We start from the raw sequence: 18,190 nt of genomic DNA, 5'->3' as shown, positions 1-18,190 counted from the left end.
TCATGTCGCTCACCAGCGATCCACCCGTCGACGAAGCGACTGGTCCACGGGCCGATGACGCTTCCGCCATCGACTACGGCGCGCTCACCGTCGTCCCCGTACGCCACCCCTGGCGCTGGGCCGCCGTCGTCGCCACTGCCGTCCTGCTAGCCCAGTTCCTGCACGGTCTGGTCACCAACCCCGGCTGGGAGTGGGACGTCTTCGCCCGCTTCTTCACCACCGAGACCATCCTCAAGGCCGTCTGGATCACCCTCCAACTGACCTTCTACGGAACGGTGCTCGGCTTCGCGCTCGGCATTGTGCTCGCCTTCATGCGGCTGTCGGCCAGTCCGTTCCTCGGCGCGGTCGCCTACGCGTACATCTGGGCGTTCCGCTCCATCCCGCTCATCGTCCAGCTGCTCTTCTGGTTCAACCTCGCCTACCTCTACAAGGAGTTGCAGTTCGGCATCCCGTTCGGGCCCGGCTTGTTCTCCTTCGACACGATGAACCTCGTCGGTGCGATGAGCGCGGCCGTCCTCGGGCTCGCACTGCGCCAGGCGGCCTACGCGGCGGAGATCGTCCGCGGTGGCGTACTCGCGGTGGACAGCGGCCAGTTGGAGGCGGCCGCCGCGCTCGGGATCCCCCGGCACCGGCAGCTGTGGCGGATCGTGCTGCCGCAGGCGATGCGTTCCATCCTGCCGAACGCCGCCAACGAGATCATCTCGCTCTTCAAGGGCACCTCGATCGTCTCCGTGATGGCGATCGGCGAACTCTTCTACCAGGTGCAGGTCGTCTACGGGCGCAACGGCAGGGTCGTGCCGCTGCTGATGGTCGCCACCGTCTGGTACATCCTCCTGACCACCGTGCTCTCCGTCCTCCAGTACTACGTCGAACGTCACTACGCCAAGGGGGCCGCGCGATGAGCGCCACCACTACCGATCCCGCGGGCGCCGTCCCGGACGCCATGGTCGAGATCCGCGCCGTGCACAAGAGCTTCGGCACTCTCGAAGTCCTGCGCGGCATCGATCTGTCCGTACGCGCCGGAGAGGTGACCGTCGTCCTCGGCCCTTCCGGGTCCGGCAAGTCCACGCTGCTGCGCACCATCAACCACCTGGAGAAGGTCGACAACGGCTGGATCAGCGTCGACGGCACCCTGGTCGGCTACCGCAGGGACGGAAACAAGCTGTACGAGCTCCGCGAGCGCGAGGTGCTGCGCCAGCGCACCCGGATCGGCTTCGTCTTTCAGAACTTCAATCTCTTCCCGCACCTCACGGTCCTGGAGAACATCATCGAGGCGCCGGTCTCCGCCCTGCGCCGCCCCCGCAAGGACGCGGTCGCCGCTGCCGAGAAGCTCCTCACCCGGGTCGGGCTCGCCGACAAGGCAGGGGCGTACCCGAAGCAGCTCTCCGGCGGGCAGCAGCAGCGCGTGGCCATCGCCCGCGCGCTCGCACTCGAACCGAAGCTGCTGCTCTTCGACGAGCCGACCTCGGCGCTCGACCCCGAACTGGTCGGCGAAGTCCTCGATGTCATCAAGGACTTGGCACACGGCGGCACCACGATGATCGTCGTCACGCACGAGATCGGCTTCGCCCGTGAGGTCGCCGACACCGTCGTCTTCATGGATGAGGGACGGATCGTCGAGCAGGGCGCCCCCGCCGACGTACTCGACCGTCCCGAGCATCCGCGCACCCGCGCCTTCCTCTCCAAAGTCCTGTGACCCCTTCCCTGTCCTTCGCCACTCCTTCGGCATCGTCTGCAAGGAGCACCCACGTGTCCGTCCGCCGTACCCTCGCCGCCACCCTCGCCACCCTGACCGCCACCGGACTCCTCACGGCCTGCGGTACGAGCGACGCCGCCACCGACGAGATCGCCCCGAAGGGGCAGCGGGGCACCGGCATCAACATCGGGCCCGACCAGCACCGGATCACGGAGAAGAAGATCGACGCCATCTCGGCGAAGGTGCCGGCAGCCGTCCGCGAACGCGGCACGCTGCGGCTGGGCGCGAGCGCCGACGCCTCGCCGCCGCTCGGCTTCTACGCCACCGACGACAGGACCCGGATCGGCTCCGAGATCGACATGGCGACCCTGATCGCCGACACGCTCGGGCTGAAGCCCGAGTTCGAGGAGGTCTCCTGGGAGAACCTCTTCGTCGGCCTCGACAGCTCCAAGTTCGACGGAGTCCTGTCGAACGTCACGGTCACCGAGGAACGCAAGGAGAAGTACGACTTCGCGACCTACCGGCTCGACAACATCGCCTTCGAGGCCAAGAAGGGCTCCGGCTGGAAGGTGAAGGGCCCCAAGGGCGTGGCGGGGAAGACCGTCGCCGTCGCGTCCGGCACCAACCAGGAGAAGATCCTCCTCGACTGCAGTCCGGCCGGATCGACGGCTATCTCGGCCCCAGCCCGTCGGTCAACTACCACGTGGCGTCGGCCGGCCAGTCCGAGGTCGTCGGCACGCTGTCGGGCGGCGGCGACGGGCTCCAGGGGAAGATCGCCGCCACCACGAAGAAGGACAGCGGCCTGGTCGAGGCGTACGCGGCCGCCATCGACCACATCATCGACGACGGCTCGTACGCCAAGGTGCTGAAGCGCTGGGGGCTCTCCAACGAGGCCGTCGAGAAGTCGGAGATCAACCCGCCCGGCCTTCCCAAGCCCAAGAACTGAGCCCGAGAGGTACGCACCGCAATGTCTGCCACCACCGCTCTTCATCTGGCCGCCGAGATCGGCGGCCCACCCCACTACGTCGCCCGGCACTACGTCGAGCTCGCCCGGCTCGCCGAGCGCGGGACACTCGACTTCGTGACCCTCGGCGACTCTTTCGCCCGCCCCGGGCTCGACGCGCTCTCCGTGCTCTCCCGGGTCGCCCCCGCCACCCGCAGGATCGGGCTGGTGCCGACCGTCACCACCACCCACACGAGCCGTTCCATGTCTCGTCCGCCGTGGCCACCCTGGACTGGGTGAGCCGCGGCCGGGCGGGCTGGAGCGCCGAGGTGTCGACGACCGATGCCGAGGCCCGGCTGTTCGGCCGACGGTCCGCCGCACCTGCCGCCGAGCTGTGGCGCGAGGCGGGCGAGACCGCCGATGTCGGCGCCCGGCTGTGGGACAGCTGGGAGGACGACGCGGAGATCCGGGATGTCGCCACCGGCCGCTTCATCGACCGCGACAAGCTGCACTACGTCGACTTCGAGGGCGCGACGTTCACCGTCCGCGGACCGGCCATCGTGCCCAGGCCCCCGCAGGGCCACCCGGTCACTGTGATGGACGGGACGGGCGGACCGAGCCAGGAGGCCGCCGCGCGCCACGCCGATGTCGTACTCGTACGGGCCACCGGGCCCGAGCAGGCCGCGGGCATCCGGGCCGACGTACGGCGCCGCGCCGCGGCGTTCGGTCGCGACCCCGACACCCTGCGGGTGCTGGTCGCGCGCACCGTCGACCTCGGGGACGCCGAGACCGCGCCGGAGCCCGGTCTGGAGAGCGGACCGCCGCTCTCCGCCGGGGGCTCGTACTACCGGGGCGGCCCGGTCGACCTCGCCGAACTGATCGCCCAGTGGCACCGGGCCGGAGCCGTCGACGGCTTCCACCTCATGCCCATCACACCGGAGCGCGATCTCGAACGGATCGTCAACGGAACCGTCGCCCTGCTCCAGCACCGCAGCCTGTTCCGTACCTTCTACCCGGGGGGCACGCTCCGCGAGCACCTGGGACTGGCACGCCCGGCCAACCGATACGCCCTCGCGGAGGGACGAGCATGACCGCACCGACGCAGAAGCAGATGCATCTCGCCGCCCACTTCCCCGGCGTGAACAACACCACCGTCTGGACCGACCCCCGCTCGAAGAGCCAGATCGACTTCTCCTCCTTCGAGCACCTCGCCCGCACGGCGGAGCGCGGCAGGTTCGACTTCTTCTTCCTCGCGGAGGGGCTGCGGCTGCGCGAGCACAACGGGCGGATCCACGATCTGGACGTGGTCGGCCGACCCGAGTCCCTCACGGTGCTGAACGCCCTGGCCGCCGTCACCGACCGGCTCGGCCTCGCCGCCACCGTCAACGCGACCTTCAACGAGCCGTACGAACTGGCGCGCCGCCTCGCCACCCTCGACCATCTCAGCGACGGCCGGGCCGCCTGGAACGTCGTCACCTCCTCCGACGCCTTTACCGGGGAGAACTTCCGGCGCGGCGGCTTTCTCGACCGGGCCGACCTCCACCAAGTTCTCGGCGTCGCTCGAACAGGGGGGACCCCCTACACCCGGGCCGCGGAATTCGTCGCCACCGCCCGCGAACTGTGGGACACCTGGACCCCCGACGGAACCCCGCGCCCGTTCCGTCACCAAGGACAGCACTTCACCATCGAGGGCGAGTTCACCGTCCCGCGCTCCCCGCAGGGCCACCCGGTCGTCATCCAGGCCGGGGACTCACCGGAGGGCCGCGAGTTCGCCGCATCCGCCGCCGATGTCATCTTCACCCGGCACGGCACCCTGGAGGCGGGCCGCACCTTCTACACCGACGTCAAGGCGCGGCTGGCGAAGTACGGCCGGCGGCCCGACGATCTGAAGATCATGCCCGGGGTCACCTTCGTCCTCGGCGAAAGCGACGCCGAGGCGCAGGAGCGGGCGGCCGGGATCCGCCGTCAGCAGATCTCCCCGCAGAACGCGATCCTCGCCCTGGAACAGGTCTGGGGCCGCGACCTCTCCGCGTACGATCCCGACGGGCCGCTCCCCGAGATCGACCCGGACCCCGATTCCGGGCTGGTCCAGGGCCGGGTCCGGATCGGCGACCCGCTCGCCGTCGCGGCCCGCTGGCGCGCGCCGTCCGAGGCCAAGGGACTGTCCATCCGGCAGACGGTCATCCAGACGACCGGGCGGCAGTCGTTCATCGGCAGCCCGGAGACGGTTGCGTCGGAGCTCATCGAGTTCGTCTCGACCGAAGCGGCCGACGGCTTCATCCTCGTACCGCATCTCACCCCGGGCGGCCTCGACGACTTCGTCGACCAGGTCGTCCCGCTCCTCCAGGAACGCGGAGCCTTCCGCTCCGAATACACCGGTTCCACTCTCCGGTCCCATCTCGGGCTGGCCGATCCGGTAAGGAAGGATTGATCGCATGAGTACGGACGCACCACAGATACAACAGGCGGAGCAGGACTGGCTCCGCTGGCACAAGGAGCGCAGCGCCACGGTCTCGGCACCGTACGGACCGCTTTCCCTCACCGGTACCCACTGGCTCGCCGACCACCCGGAGGGTCGAATTCCGGCCGTTCCCGGGCAGTGGCGGGCGGACGGCGACGAGCTGGTGCTCACGGCCACCGCCGAGGACGGGCTCACCGTCGACGGGAAGCCCTTCACCGGCGAGGTGCGGCTCACCGCGGACGGCGGCGCGATCGACGCCTCCCGCGTCGCACACGGCGAGCGGCGGCTGGTCGTGCTGATCCGCGAAGGGCTGTGGGCGGTACGGGACTTCGACCCGGACTCCGTGGCGCGGAAGGCTTTCCGGACCATCGACGCGACGCCGTACGAGGCACGCTGGGCGCTGACGGGCACCTTCCGTCCGTACGACACCACCCGCACGGTCCGGGTCGAGAACGCCGACGGAGTCGAGCGCGGGCTCGGTCTCGGCGGCGAGATCGCCTTCGAGGTGGAGGGCACGGAGCACACCCTCCAGGTCGCGGTCGAGCAGGACGGCTCGCTCTGGGCGGTCTTCGCCGACGCCACCAGCGGGGACAGCAGCTTCCGCTTCCGTTTCCTGCGGCCCGCCGCCCCGGCCGAGGACGGCAGTGTGACGGTCGACCTCAACCGCGCCCTGCTGCCGCCGTGCGCCTTCGCCGATCACTTCGTCTGCCCGTTCCCGCCCCCGGGCAACACCCTTCCGGTCGCCGTCGAGGCGGGGGAGCGGAACCGGATCGACCACTGACCCACTGCACCACCGCGTCACCGTCCCATCCGACCGGATCGGGCCCCGGCAGCCCGTGTGCTGCCGGGGCCTGCCGCGTGCGCGGGACGGCGACCTCAGGCCAAAAGGCCCTCTTGCGCCAGAAGTTGACGCCTTGAATACTCCCGAGCAGCGCTTGTCAGGAGCACGTCGTATCCGGAATGCGGACCACGGCCGTGCGCCCGACTGCGCCTCACGGGTCCGACCACCCCACGGGCGGACCCCCGTTTCCCCTCGGGAGGAATCAGAAGTGAGGATCAAGCGCACTACCCCCCTCAGCGGCACGGCGAGACGAAGCAGGGCCGTCGCGATCGCCGCAGGCCTCGTCGCTGTCGCCGCACTCGCCGTACCCAGCGCCCACGCCAACTCCACCGGGACGTTCAGCGCCAACCAGCTCACCGCCGCGAGCGATGCCGTGCTCGGCGCGGACATAGCCGGCACCGCCTGGAATGTCGACCCGGCGACCAAGACCCTGATGGTCACCGTCGACAGCACGGTCTCCCGGGCCGAGATCAACCAGATCAAGAAGTCCGCGGGAGCCAACGCCGGCGCTCTGCGGATCGAGCGCACGTCCGGCACGTTCAACAAGCTGCTCTCCGGCGGCGACGCCATCTACGCGCCCGGCTGGCGCTGTTCGCTGGGCTTCAACGTCCGCAGCGGCAGCACCTACTACCTCCTGACCGCCGGTCACTGCACCGATGGCAACCCGCCGTGGTACACCAACTCGTCGAACTCCACAAGCATCGGCCCGACGGTCGGATCGAGCTTCCCGACCAATGACTACGGCATCGTGCGGTACGACAACGCCTCGGTCGCCCACGCGGGCACCGTCGGCAGCCAGGACATCACCAGCGCGGCCAACGCCACGGTCGGTATGGCCGTCACTCGCCGCGGCTCCACCACCGGCATCCACAGCGGGACCGTCACCGGTCTCAACGCCACCGTCAACTACGGCGGCGGCGACATCGTCTACGGCATGATCAAGACGAATGTGTGTGCGGAGCCCGGCGACTCCGGCGGCCCGCTCTACTCCGGCACCAGGGCGATCGGACTCACCTCGGGCGGCAGCGGCAACTGCAACTCCGGCGGTACGACGTACTTCCAGCCGGTCACCGAGGCGCTCAGCGCATACGGCGTCAGCGTCTACTGACGGCCGGCACCCCGCGCACCATCTCGAAACCGCGTTCGGCAACGCAGGAGCCCCCGCCCGAATTCCGGGCGGGGGCTCCCGTTCACCCCGCGGCTTTTGAGAGGATGTGGGGAGGACGGTCGCGCAGGAAAACGGGGGCGGATGCTGTGCCTTCCCGGAGGGATGCCCTCCGGGAACCCCCGGCTGACACTCCAGGGGGTTCCAGTCCGTGAAACGCATCGGAGTGACCGGCCATCGCAGCATCCCCGAGGAAGCGCACGCCCATGTACTGGCCGGGATACGAGCCGTGCTCTGCGGCCTCGACGGCTCCCTGGAAGCCCTCTCCAGCCTGGCCGTGGGCGCGGACCAGCTCTTCGCCGACCTGGCACTCGCCTGCGGGGCGGAACTGACCGTGGTCATCCCCAGCGGTGACTACGAGGCCTGCTTCGCCGACGGGCCCGAACTGGCCCGCTACCGAAGCCTCAAGGGCCGCGCGGCCCGCGAGGTCCGGCTGGACTTCCCGCACTCCACCGACGAGGCGTACTACGCGGCGGGCGCCTATATCGCCGACCACTGCGACCGGCTGCTCGCGGTGTGGGACGGCCGGCCGGCCCGCGGCTTCGGCGGCACGGGCGACATCGTGACGTACGCCCGGACGCTCGGCCGCCCGGTGACGGTGATCTGGCGCGACGGCGTCGAGCGCGCCTGATGCTACGTCGACTCACTGAGATGGCCTCACATGCGGTGCCGGGCCAGCCAGTCGGTGTGCTCGGGTGAGACGATGCGTTCGGTCTCGAAGACAGCGACCGGCCACTGTCGTTCGGTCAGACTGGTCTCCATCGCGGCCTGCATCGACTCCAGGTCCTTCTCGACCAGCGAGTGCGCGGAGATCAGCGGATGATGGCGGCGCATCTCGTTCCAGGCGAGGCAGGCGGCCGCTACCGCCGAGAACGCCCCTGTCAGAGCGAAGGACCGGGCGGCCCCGAACGTCTGCAGCAGGCTGAGCGTCAGCGCCGGCGTGGTCAGTGCGGCGATGGCGCTCGACCAGACGAGCGCGCCGCGCCGCGAAACCTGCTGGCGCCTGCGGTACCAGCGCCGTTGTTCGATGAGCCGGTCCCGTACGTAGGTCTCCTTGCGGACCGTGAACGCCCTGCTTCGTAACTCCCGCATGGACTCCGTTATGAGCCCGCTGCCGGCATCGTTCATCTCGTCCCGGGGGTCCTCCCAGCCGACCTTCCTGAGCTCCTGCAGACCCTCTTCGAGCCGGTTGGCGAACACCGCTTCCGGGTGCTGGGTCCCGGTGTCGAACGGGGTGCCGTGCACGGCGTAGCGCCAGCACATCGATTTGATGAACTCGGCGGCGGAGCGGTTCAGTTGCCAATGCGACTTTGCTTTGCGTCGGGAAGCGACATACGTCGTGACCAGAACTCCGAAATAGGCCAACGCTCCGATGCCGTCGAGGAGTTGAAATGAGCCACCGATTCCGCCGTGCCAGGGCAGGGCTGCCGGCACGGCACCCACCACGAGCAGGATCAGCTGGCCGCGGGTCGTATTGACCGCCTCCCGCTGGCGTGCGATGGCGATGGCGTCCGTGTGGTGGAAGAGCGCCGGGAGGTCCTCGCTCCTGAAGACCATGGACTGGAGCGGTCCGGGAATCGCCGTCATGTTCACCCCGTCTGCAGTTTTGGACATGCTCGTTCAGCCAGGCGGATGGCCTGTCCGGTCCGGCCGGAAGCTCTGGAAGGCCCCTGTGCGATGCCCGGGACGCACGCATGCGTGGGCGGAGGCCGACCGGGTGCACGAGAGTAGAGTCGCGCGCCCGGACACTGCAATGGTGCCGTGGGCGTCGGCAGCTTCCCGTGGGCCGGATCTGCTCGCTCGTGCGATCCCAAGTGCTGTGGCATGGTTGGGCAACAGGCCTTTATTTCAGGCGAGTTGACTCTTGGGTGTCTTCGGGTCTCGCCTCTCGCTGGGGGAGCGAACGTGCAGGATGCGAATCAGGACGATGTGCAGTCGCCGGCCGGTGCCCAACGGAGGGTCCGGCGGAGCCCACTGCTGTTCACCACACCCCTCGCGCTCCTCGCACTGCTCACCGCGATCCTTCTCTGGGAAGTGATCCGGGCCAACATGGCGGACGGGGCGCGGTCGGCATGGCCGTGGCGCCTGCACCTGCTCGACATGGATGCCCTGGGCAGTCTGCTGGCCGTCGCCGGCGGAGCGGTCCTGGCCAGGGCGCAGTACGCCCGCACAGTGCGGCCGTACCTGGGCTGGCGCGGATCCTGGCAGAAGGGGTTTCTGAAGGGGGATGCATCCGGGTGGCGCGTCGGCGTGCTCAACGGCGGGCAGCACCTGGCCGTAGTCGACACCTGGGACTGTCGCCTGGTCCTGGCCGGACAGGCCGATTCCGCCAGTGCGCCCTGGGGCGACCTCGACGAGGCCGCGGCCCAACTGACAGCTGCCGGGCTTGTCGTCGCGCTGGACTTCCAGATCATCCACTTCGGTGCGGGCTTCCCTCTCGTGAGCACCGGAGGGTACGACACGGTGCTGATGGGTGCCTTCTCGAAGCGGTTCGTCCGTGACGTCGAGGCGTTGTACATACGGTTCAGGGTCACCGACGTCGTAGGTGACACCCACGAGCGCATCCTGGACTGCATGAAGGGGGCGAGGACGGACCTCAGTGCCCCGCTCGACTGAGATCCGGCAGGACCCGCCCGTCCTCTCGGTGGCCGCCGGTGCGGGGCGTTCGCGGACGGAACCGGCAGAACGTGGCGCCGGGCGGGTGAACGGAGGGGAAGTGAACACGCGGCGTCGGTCAGCTGTCCTGAAGTCAAATCTGTGTACCTTTCGCCGTAATCGGGGTGGCGCATCGGCCGTCCTTGATGCAAGGGCGTCCCATCGGCCCGCGCACAGGCCGGCCAAGGGGGGAGCGCGATGTTTCGGAACTTGCTCGTGTCACCCCCTCCCGCCTGCGCTTTCTCTCCTCACTCCGACGGGGGAATGGCGAGTCGCGTTCCGTCTGGCCTAATGCTGTGTGACGGCTGCGTTTCGCACGACGTCGGCATTTGCCAAGCGCTGTCAGCGGAGTAAAGTCGTGCCGCCGGACACTGCATTTATGCAGTAGCCGGAAGCGTTTCAGTGTCCGGAACAATCCCATCAAGGACGGCCGTGAAGACCAACGAATCCACCTCATCCTTCGCCAATGCGAAGAGCCGTGTGCCGCTCGCCGAGATCGACTCCCGTGGTGCCGAAGCCACCAGGAAGCTTGATCGGGTATTCAGCACGTCAACCGGCCGCTCCACCAAGGCGTCAACCTTCAGCTCGGCTCTCTGAGTCGCGCCGTAAGGTCGCTAGACTGACGGAATGACAGGACCCCTGGTCCCCTTCCGCGAAATTGTGCTCAAAGTGCACAGCAGGTGTGATCTTGCCTGCGATCATTGTTACGTCTATGAACATGCTGATCAGAGCTGGCGTACCCGCCCTAAGGCAATCTCTGATGAGGCTATTTCGTGGACCGCTCAACGCTTGGCCGAGCATGCTCTGACGCATGCGCTGCCCTCCGTGTCAGTGATCCTGCACGGAGGGGAGCCTCTCCTGGCGGGCCCCGCGCGTCTGCGCCGCGTCTGCGAGGAGTTGACCTCGGCACTGAACGGCATCGCCGCTCTCGATCTGCGGATCCATACCAACGGCCTGCAGCTCAGTCCGCGCTATCTCGACCTCTTCGACGAGTTCGGGGTCAAGGTCGGCATCTCGCTCGACGGCGACCGGACCGCCAACGACCGGCACCGCCGGTTCGCCGACGGACGCACCAGTCACCCCTTGGTCCTCCGAGCCGTCGAGCTTCTGCGCCAGGAGCGCTACCGCCACCTCAATCTCGGCCTTCTGTGCACGGTCGACATCCAGAATGATCCGCACGCGGTGTTCGACGCCCTGGCCGAACTCGAACCGCCGCTCATCGACTTCCTTCTTCCGCACGCCACCTGGGACCAGCCGCCGCCGCGTCCGGACGCATCGCCCACGGCCTATGCCGACTGGCTCCTCGCGATCTTCGACCGCTGGAGGGAACGGGGTCGGCCGGTGCCGGTGCGGATCTTCTCCTCGGTCCTGTCCAGCCTGAGCGGTGGCCCCAGTCTCACCGAGTCCCTGGGCCTGGCCCCCACCGACCTCGTCGTCGTCGAGACCGACGGACAACTGGAACAGGTGGACTCACTCAAGAGTGCCTACGAAGGTGCGGCCTCCACCGGGTTCGACGTCTTCACTCACGCCTTCGACGAGGTCGCGGCCCATCCCGGGGTCCAGGCGCGGCAGCTCGGACTGGCCGGGGTCAGCGAGACCTGCCGCCGTTGCCCTGTCGTACGTTCGTGCGGCGGAGGGCTCTACACGCACCGCTACCGTTCGGACAGCGGATTCGACAACCCCTCGGTGTACTGCGCGGATCTCGAAGCACTGGTGCAGGGCATCGAGGTGCGGACGGCTGCGGAAACCGAGTCGGCCGCGGTCGCGGAGCCGTACCAGTTGATCGCAGCAGACCAGGACCTGACGCGCACTCTGCTCGCCCGGCTCCACGCAGACCTCGACGGCCGGGGCGGGGAGCGCTGGGCCGAGGCCTGGGAGCTGGTGCAGGCCTTGGAGGGGACAGAGGCGGGCGCCGCCGGCCTGGACGGTGTACTGGCTCATCCCTACACCCGCACCTGGTTGCTCGATGCGCTGGACGCCGTGTATGCCGAACGGCCCGGAGCCGACCGGGCGGCGCCGCTGCGGCTGTCGTCGTCCGTGGCCGCTGCCACCGTACGCGCTGGACTCGAACGGGACGTCCCCGTCGCCTACCGGGACGGGAGTATCTACCTTCCTGCTCTCGGAGAGGTGAGGATCGGTGGGCCGGGGGAGCACGGCAATGTCCTCGTACGCGCCACCGGTGACGGATTCCTGATCCGGCGGGAAGGGCACGCCGCCGAACGGCGGATCGTACGGAACTCGGCGGAGGAGCCCGGCTGGCTTCCGGTGCGCCGCGTGGGTGGCGACGGGGCGCCCGGCTTCCTGCTCGACGATCTCGACCCGTACCGCGACTGCTTCGGTACGCCCGTCGCTCCCCGGCTCGGGCAGTCCGAGGCCGATGCGTGGAGCGCGCGCCTCGCCGGGGCCTGGGAACGGCTGATGGCGGTCGTACCGGATCAGGCGGACGAGATGGCGCGCAGCCTGATCGTGCTGACGCCACTCACCACCGGACACCCCGTGGTAGGGCGGCACGGCTACGGAGCGTTGGGGATCCGGGTGGACGCGGATGGCGGGGAACCGGCGCTCGGTCTGCTCCGCGGATTCCGGCGGGCCAAGCTGAGGGCTCTTGTCGATGTCACGGATCTGTACGCGTCGGACGGAGCCTGGGACCATCGGACGCCCTGGCAGGAAAAGTCCGTTCCCTTCTCACGACTGCTGTCTTCGACCTATGAGCGGGTGGGACTCGGGCTCTTCGACCCCCGGTTCCTGGACGGAGTGCCGCAGGCACTCGACACACTGGAAGCGGCGGCCGAACTGACCATCGACGGAAAGCAGCTCCTGACCGCAGTGCGAAAGGAGATCAGCGGCACACACGGGACATCCGGGAAGAACAGTTGCAAGACTGGTTCGATCAAGAAGCTGATTGACCGGACGTAAGGATGGATGACTGAAAAGCAGCGGTGAATGACCGAACGCCATGGGGGTGGAGCAAGGTCCGCTCCGGAATGATGAATTCGCTCGCATTCTCTCCATACTCCTCGGATGCGAGTGCTCACACAGGACGGGGGTCGTGTGCACGCATCACCGCAAGCGCGAGCGGCGGACCATCGGCCGTACTTCTTCTTGAGCTATGCGCATACACCGGGGTACGGCGGTGGAACGGACCCGGATATGTGGGTCGAGCGACTGTTTCAGGATCTCTGCGGCCACGTAATGGCCATGACCGACCTCCCGGCGGGTGCCTCCGCCGGGTTCATGGACCGGGAGATACGGTCCGGCGAGGGGTGGTCGGAACGTCTCGGCAGCGTGCTGGCCACCTGCCGGGTGTTCGTTCCGCTCTTCTCGCCGCGCTACTTCGCCAGCGAGATGTGCGGAAAGGAGTGGCACGCTTTCGAACAGCGTGCCATCGCCCACCGGGCCCGCAGCAATCAGCCGGCCGAGGCGATCGTGCCCGCTCTCTGGGTTCCGGTTCCACCGAACCAGCTGCCCGGGCCCGCAGAACGGCTGCAGTTCAACCACCGTGATTTCGGGGACCGTTACGTCAGCGACGGCCTCTACGGGCTGATCAAACTCAGGCTCTTCGCCCAGGAGTATGAACGGGCTGTCTATGAACTTGCGAAACGTATCGTCAGCGTCGCGGCCACCGCCCGGATCGAAGTGGGTCGTCCCGTCGACTACCGGCTGGCCCCCAGCGCCTTCGGCTCGCTGAGCAGTGGTGCCGGTGCACCCCGCCCGATGAAGGTGACCATCGTGGCTCCCACCCGGCACGACCTGCCCGAGGGGCGCAGCGCCGACTACTACGGAGACAACCCGCAAGACTGGAACCCTTATCACCCGGCCTCCGTACGTTCTCTGGCTTATGTCGCCGAGGACCTGGTGCGTGCCCTCAACTATCAGGCCACCATCACCTCCTTCGACGAGGAGTCCGGCCACGCGGAGAGCAAGGGGCCACCGAACAGACCGGAGATCCTGGTCGTCGACCGCTGGGCGCTGATGGACGAGGACCGACGCCGCAGACTCGCAGCCTTCGACGCCGAGAACCGCCCATGGGTGACCATGGCGGTGCCCTGGAACCGCGAGGACCCCCAGAGCAGAGCCGCCGAAGCCGAGCTGACCGAGAAGCTCGAACAGACCATGCCGTCCAAGATTCGCCAAGGGCGCGCCTTTTGCCGCGCCGCGGCAAGGGGAGTGCCGAGCATGGACGCCTTCGGACAGGTCCTGCCTCAGGTCGTGGAGGCGGCGGCCCAGCAGTATCTGCGCCACGCGGCGGTCTATCCGCCGGCGACGGGCGGCGGCCACACTGAACGGGCACGACTGATGGGGCCCATGGGCAACACGCAGTTCATACCGGACATGCACGACCCTGCGACGGATGCGGAGGACGTATGACGGCCGGGCGTGACGGACGCATCGTCACTTTCTACTCGTACAAAGGTGGTACCGGGCGCACGATGGCCCTGGCCAACACTGCCTGGATCCTGGCTGCCAACGGCAAACGGGTACTGGCCGTCGACTGGGACCTGGAGGCGCCCGGGCTCCACCGGTTCTTCCATCCCTTCCTCGACCCGTCGACACTCGGTGCCACCACCGGTGTCATCGACCTGATCACCGAGTACGCCTGGGCCGCGACCAGTCCGGTCCAGCGCGCCGACGACTGGCACCGCGACTACGCTCGCATCCAGCCGCACGCCGTCTCCCTCGCCCCGGAAGCGCTCGGCTGGGAGTTCCCGCAAGGGGGCACCCTCGACTTCGTTTCCGCCGGGCGCCAGAACCGCGAATACTCCGCGACCGTCTCCACCTTCGACTGGGACAACTTCTACGACCGGCTCGGCGGCGGGCACTTCTTCGACGCCCTGCGCGACGACATGAAGGCCAACTACGACTACGTCCTCATCGACAGCCGGACCGGCCTCAGCGACATCGCCGACATCTGCACCGTCCACCTTCCGGACCTGCTCGTCGACTGCTTCACGCTCAGCGACCAGTCCATCGACGGTGCGGCATCCGTCGCCCGGCAGATCTCCGAGCGCTACACCGGCCGCCCCATCTCCATCTTCCCCGTCCCGATGCGGATCGACGAAGGCGAGAAGGAGAAGGCCGACGCGGGCCGGGCCCTGGCCCGACTGAAGTTCGACCGGCTGCCCCGAGACCTGTCCAGTGACGAACTCACCGCCTACTGGGGAGCGGTGGAGATTCCGTACCGTCCCTACTACGCGTACGAGGAGACCCTGGCCACCTTCGGCGACGAGGCAGGTCTGACCAACTCGCTGCTCTCCGCCTTCGAGCGGCTCACCGCCGTCATCACCGACCGGCAGATCACCTCCATGCCCCCCGTGGGGGAAGAAGTACGGCTCCGCATCCGCGACGCCTTCACCCGGCGCAGGCCCGCACTGCCCGCCGATCTCTTCCTCAACTATGTGGCGGAGAACCGGATGTGGGCCGACTGGATCGAATCGGTCCTCACCCGGGCAGGGTTCCGCGTTGTCCCGCGTGATGTCTCCGCCGAACGGGGCGCGGCCGACCCGGCGAACGCCGCGGCCGAGACCGCCACCCGTACCGTCGTCCTGCTCTCCAGCGCCTATCTCAAGTCCCAGCGGGCCGTCGGCCTGTGGGACAGGGCGGTCGCCGAGGACCCGGGCGGCGGCAGGCGTCAGCTGCTGCCACTCAGGGTCGGGGACGTACGCCTCTCCGCGCCCTACATCGACCGCAACCCTGTCGATCTCTTCCGGCTCGACGAGGTGCACGCCACCTCGGCGCTGTTGCGTGCCCTGGACCGCCCGGTGCAACTCGTCGACGGGGTCGCGCCGGGGCCCCGTTTCCCCGGCACCGTGCCGAAAATCTGGAACGCGCCGCCCCGCAACCCCGGCTTCACCGGCCGCTCCCTGGTCCTGGAGCGGATGCGCGACCAGCTCGGCGGCGGGATGGCCGTCGTACTGCCCCAGCCACAGACCCTGTACGGGCTCGGCGGCGTCGGAAAAACCCAGGTGGCCCTGGAGTACGTGCACCGCTTCATGGCCGACTACGACCTGGTCTGGTGGATATCCTCCGAGCAGACCGACGATGTGGTGGCCGGCCTCGCCGAACTCGCCGTCCGGCTCGGAGCCCAGGGCGGCGACGACATGGCCGCGGCCTCCCAGGAGGCCGTCGACCTGCTGCGCCGCGGAGTTCCGTCGGATCGCTGGCTGCTGGTCTTCGACAATGCCGACGACCCCGAACGGCTCAGGCGCTACTTCCCTCAGGGTGGTTCCGGTCACATCCTGGTCACCTCCAGGAACCAGACCTGGTCCCAGCACGGTGACGCACTGCCCGTCGACGTCTTCCTGCGGGAGGAGTCCATCGAGCACCTCCAGCGCCGCGCCCCGGGGCTGAGTGTCGAGGACGCCGCGCAGGTGGCTACCGCTGTCGGTGACCTGCCGCTCGCCGTCGAACAGGCGGCGGCCTGGATCGCGGAGACCGCCACCCCCATCGACACCTATCTGGAACAGCTCGCCCAGCAGGCTCCTCAGGTCCTGGCCCTCAACCAGCCCGCGGGCTACCCGGAACCCGTCGCCGCCACCTGGAACATCTCCATCCAGCGCCTCAAGGAGCGTTCGCCCGCTGCGGTGCGGCTGCTGCAGCTCTGCGCCTTCTTCGCCCCCGAGCCCATCTCGGGGGACCTCCTGTACAGCAAGGAGATGATCGAGGCGCTGAAGCCATACGACGCCTCGCTCCAGGAGAAGCTGGTGCTGGGACGGGTCATCCGGGAGATCGGCCGGTTCGCCCTCGCCAAGGTCGACCAGGTCTCCAACTCCATCCAGGTGCACCGCCTCGTCCAGGCCGTCATCCGGGCGCAGCTGAGCGAGGAGGAGCAGCGCGAAGCCCGGCATGTCGTCCACCGCATTCTGGCGGGTGCCCGGCCCGATGACGACGAGCCGATCGACAACCCGTTGACCTGGCCGCGGTTCGCCACCATCTGGCCGCACCTCGGCCCGTCCGATGCCCGCAACTGCAAGGAGCCCGAGACCCGCAGGCTCCTGATCGACCGAGTGCGCTACCTGTGGAAGCGCGGTGACTTCAGGACGGCCGGCACCCTCGGCGCCGAACTGCGCGAGGCATGGGGGGAGATGCTCGGCGAGCGGGATCTCCAGTACCTCTACCTCTGCTTCCACCTCTCCAACATCTATCGCTCGCGCGGACGCTACGTGGAGGCGAGGGAGCTCGACGAAATCACCCTCGCGCGTCAGCGGGAGGTACTGGGTTCGGAGCACCCGCACACGTACATGACCACCAGTAGCCTCGCGACGGACCTCGGCACGCTCGGCGAGTACGGCCGGGCGATCGAGCTGGCGACCGAAGCCACCGAGGGGTTCAGCCAGATCTTCCACGAAGCGCACCCCAGGACGCTGGCGGCGGCCAACAACCTGGCGCTGAATCTGCGCCTCGTCGGACAGTACGCCAGGGCCAGGGAGATCGATCAGGACGTCTACGACCGGCGCACCGAGGTGCTCGGCGCGAACCACCCGTACAGCCTGTCCTCCGCCATGAACCTGGCCCGCGACCTGCGGGACGTAGGACGATACGAGGACTCCGTCGGTCTGCTCAGCCGCACCTACGACAGTTACAAGGCGCACCTCGGGCGTGCCTTCCCAGGCACGCTGAGCGCGGCGAAGAGCCTGGCAGTGTCGCTGCGCAGGGCGGGCCGGCTGGAGGATGCCCGCAGACTGACGGTCGCCACCCGTGCCAGGTACCGGGCCAAGTACACCTCGGCCAACCCCGAATCGCTGGCCTGTGATCTCAATATGGCGGCCGACCTGTTCGCGGCCGGTGAGGCGATCGAGGCCAGGGACACAGCACAGGAAGTCGTCGACCAGTACATGAAGGTGCCGGGGGAGAAGCACCCGTACACCCTGGCCGCCCAGAACAACCTCGGCGTCTATCTCTCGGGGGCCGGTGCGGCGGAGGAGGCCGAGAAGCTGCTGACGCGGGTGGTCGCCTCAATGCGGGAGGTGTTCGGCCGCGAGCATCCGCACACGCTGTTCTGCGTCATGAACCTGGCCAATGCAACCGCGGACCTCGGTGGCCTCGACATCGTGCTGGAGACGGAGCGGCGGGTGTCCGCGCAGCTCCGGGAGGCCCTCGGGGCGCACCATCCGGAGACCTTGGCCATGGCGTCGAACATCGCTGTCACGCTCGATGAGATGGGGCGCAAGGACGAGGCGTTGCAGGTGCGGGCGGAGGTGGTCGAGGAGCTGACCCGACAGCTCGGCGACGAGCATCCGCTGACCAGGATCGCCCGGGACGACAGCCGGTTCCAGCGCGAACTGGAACCGATCACGATCTGAGCAGGCCGGGGCCCGCCGATGGCGGGCCCCCCCCCCGCTGAGGCCAGCAAAACCGCGGCGGTGTGAGTATAAACAAACAGGCAAATGAATAATAGGGGGAGGAAAGAGCTAACATAAAATATAGGCCCC

The 18,190-nt window shown here is 68.4% G+C and carries 12 protein-coding genes and 2 pseudogenes; 13 read left to right on the top strand and 1 reads right to left on the bottom strand.

From position 1 onward, the window contains the following. The first annotated feature begins 2 nt into the window (after nucleotides 1-2). The 8 genes and pseudogenes from ABZV38_RS23015 to ABZV38_RS22980 all read left to right on the top strand — a co-directional run bounded on the left by ABZV38_RS23015 (nucleotide 3) and on the right by ABZV38_RS22980 (nucleotide 7,737). Nucleotides 3-902: an amino acid ABC transporter permease gene (locus ABZV38_RS23015; RefSeq protein ID WP_356329723.1), complete on the top strand. Its 900-nt coding sequence runs from the start codon at nucleotides 3-5 to the stop codon at nucleotides 900-902. 41 nt (nucleotides 903-943) lie between these two features. Further along, on the top strand, nucleotides 944-1,696 hold the full coding sequence (locus ABZV38_RS23010; protein ID WP_356329810.1) for an amino acid ABC transporter ATP-binding protein: 753 nt from the start codon (nucleotides 944-946) through the stop codon (nucleotides 1,694-1,696). Nucleotides 1,697-1,749: 53 nt separating this feature from the next. Next, nucleotides 1,750-2,642 (top strand): annotated as a pseudogene (locus ABZV38_RS23005) (transporter substrate-binding domain-containing protein). 21 nt (nucleotides 2,643-2,663) lie between these two features. Next, a pseudogene (locus tag ABZV38_RS23000) lies at nucleotides 2,664-3,730 on the top strand (LLM class flavin-dependent oxidoreductase). Continuing rightward, the gene (locus ABZV38_RS22995; RefSeq protein WP_356329722.1) at nucleotides 3,727-5,070 is read left to right on the top strand and encodes an NtaA/DmoA family FMN-dependent monooxygenase; all 1,344 of its coding nucleotides are present in this window, start codon (nucleotides 3,727-3,729) and stop codon (nucleotides 5,068-5,070) included. Before ABZV38_RS23000 ends, ABZV38_RS22995 begins: the two are co-directional and overlap by 4 nt. Before the next feature lie 4 nt (nucleotides 5,071-5,074). Then, the gene (locus ABZV38_RS22990; RefSeq protein ID WP_356329720.1) at nucleotides 5,075-5,881 is read left to right on the top strand and encodes a DUF1684 domain-containing protein; all 807 of its coding nucleotides are present in this window, start codon (nucleotides 5,075-5,077) and stop codon (nucleotides 5,879-5,881) included. Between the two features lie 268 nt (nucleotides 5,882-6,149). After that, on the top strand, nucleotides 6,150-7,049 hold the full coding sequence (locus ABZV38_RS22985) for a S1 family peptidase (RefSeq protein ID WP_356329719.1): 900 nt from the start codon (nucleotides 6,150-6,152) through the stop codon (nucleotides 7,047-7,049). A 208-nt stretch (nucleotides 7,050-7,257) separates the two neighbouring features. Next, on the top strand, nucleotides 7,258-7,737 hold the full coding sequence (locus ABZV38_RS22980; protein WP_356329717.1) for a hypothetical protein: 480 nt from the start codon (nucleotides 7,258-7,260) through the stop codon (nucleotides 7,735-7,737). A gap of 26 nt (nucleotides 7,738-7,763) precedes the next feature. Here the strand turns inward: ABZV38_RS22980 and ABZV38_RS22975 are convergent, their stop codons facing one another. Further along, nucleotides 7,764-8,693 carry a DUF4231 domain-containing protein gene (locus ABZV38_RS22975; RefSeq protein WP_356329808.1) on the bottom strand — a complete coding sequence of 310 codons (930 nt, stop codon included), beginning with the start codon at nucleotides 8,691-8,693 and terminating at the stop codon, nucleotides 7,764-7,766. A gap of 318 nt (nucleotides 8,694-9,011) precedes the next feature. Between ABZV38_RS22975 and ABZV38_RS22970 the strand changes: the two genes are divergently transcribed. From ABZV38_RS22970 to fxsT, 5 genes are all read left to right on the top strand, one after another. Further along, nucleotides 9,012-9,722: a hypothetical protein gene (locus ABZV38_RS22970; RefSeq protein ID WP_356329715.1), complete on the top strand. Its 711-nt coding sequence runs from the start codon at nucleotides 9,012-9,014 to the stop codon at nucleotides 9,720-9,722. 471 nt (nucleotides 9,723-10,193) lie between these two features. Beyond that, complete coding sequence (fxsA, locus tag ABZV38_RS22965; protein ID WP_356329713.1) at nucleotides 10,194-10,358, top strand: FxSxx-COOH cyclophane-containing RiPP peptide; 165 nt, start codon at nucleotides 10,194-10,196, stop codon at nucleotides 10,356-10,358. A gap of 30 nt (nucleotides 10,359-10,388) precedes the next feature. Beyond that, nucleotides 10,389-12,677: a radical SAM/SPASM protein FxsB, inactivated metallohydrolase extension form gene (fxsB, locus tag ABZV38_RS22960; RefSeq protein WP_356329712.1), complete on the top strand. Its 2,289-nt coding sequence runs from the start codon at nucleotides 10,389-10,391 to the stop codon at nucleotides 12,675-12,677. Nucleotides 12,678-12,782: 105 nt separating this feature from the next. Further along, nucleotides 12,783-14,129, top strand: a complete 1,347-nt coding sequence (gene fsxC / locus ABZV38_RS22955) for an FxsC protein (protein WP_356329710.1) — start codon at nucleotides 12,783-12,785, stop codon at nucleotides 14,127-14,129. Further along, on the top strand, nucleotides 14,126-18,061 hold the full coding sequence (gene fxsT / locus ABZV38_RS22950; protein ID WP_356329708.1) for an FxSxx-COOH system tetratricopeptide repeat protein: 3,936 nt from the start codon (nucleotides 14,126-14,128) through the stop codon (nucleotides 18,059-18,061). Before fsxC ends, fxsT begins: the two co-directional genes overlap by 4 nt. Nucleotides 18,062-18,190 lie beyond the last annotated feature (129 nt).

Source organism: Streptomyces sp. NPDC005181, from assembly GCF_040608395.1.
In the GTDB taxonomy this organism is placed as follows: Bacteria; Actinomycetota; Actinomycetes; order Streptomycetales; family Streptomycetaceae; genus Streptomyces.
The sequence above is the reverse complement of the archived record's forward strand: the minus strand, read 5'-3'. Positions and strand labels throughout refer to the sequence as shown.

What these genes read in the sequence shown, in the direction of transcription:
- ABZV38_RS22990 (WP_356329720.1), top strand. Translation starts at nt 5,075, where the DNA reads ATGAGTACGGACGCACCACAGATACAACAGGCGGAGCAGGACTGGCTC.
- ABZV38_RS23010 (WP_356329810.1), top strand. Translation starts at nt 944, where the DNA reads ATGGTCGAGATCCGCGCCGTGCACAAGAGCTTCGGCACTCTCGAAGTC.
- ABZV38_RS22995 (WP_356329722.1), top strand. Translation starts at nt 3,727, where the DNA reads ATGACCGCACCGACGCAGAAGCAGATGCATCTCGCCGCCCACTTCCCC.
- fxsT (WP_356329708.1), top strand. Translation starts at nt 14,126, where the DNA reads ATGACGGCCGGGCGTGACGGACGCATCGTCACTTTCTACTCGTACAAA.
- fxsB (WP_356329712.1), top strand. Translation starts at nt 10,389, where the DNA reads ATGACAGGACCCCTGGTCCCCTTCCGCGAAATTGTGCTCAAAGTGCAC.
- ABZV38_RS22975 (WP_356329808.1), bottom strand. Translation starts at nt 8,693, where the DNA reads ATGACGGCGATTCCCGGACCGCTCCAGTCCATGGTCTTCAGGAGCGAG.
- fsxC (WP_356329710.1), top strand. Translation starts at nt 12,783, where the DNA reads ATGCGAGTGCTCACACAGGACGGGGGTCGTGTGCACGCATCACCGCAA.
- ABZV38_RS23015 (WP_356329723.1), top strand. Translation starts at nt 3, where the DNA reads ATGTCGCTCACCAGCGATCCACCCGTCGACGAAGCGACTGGTCCACGG.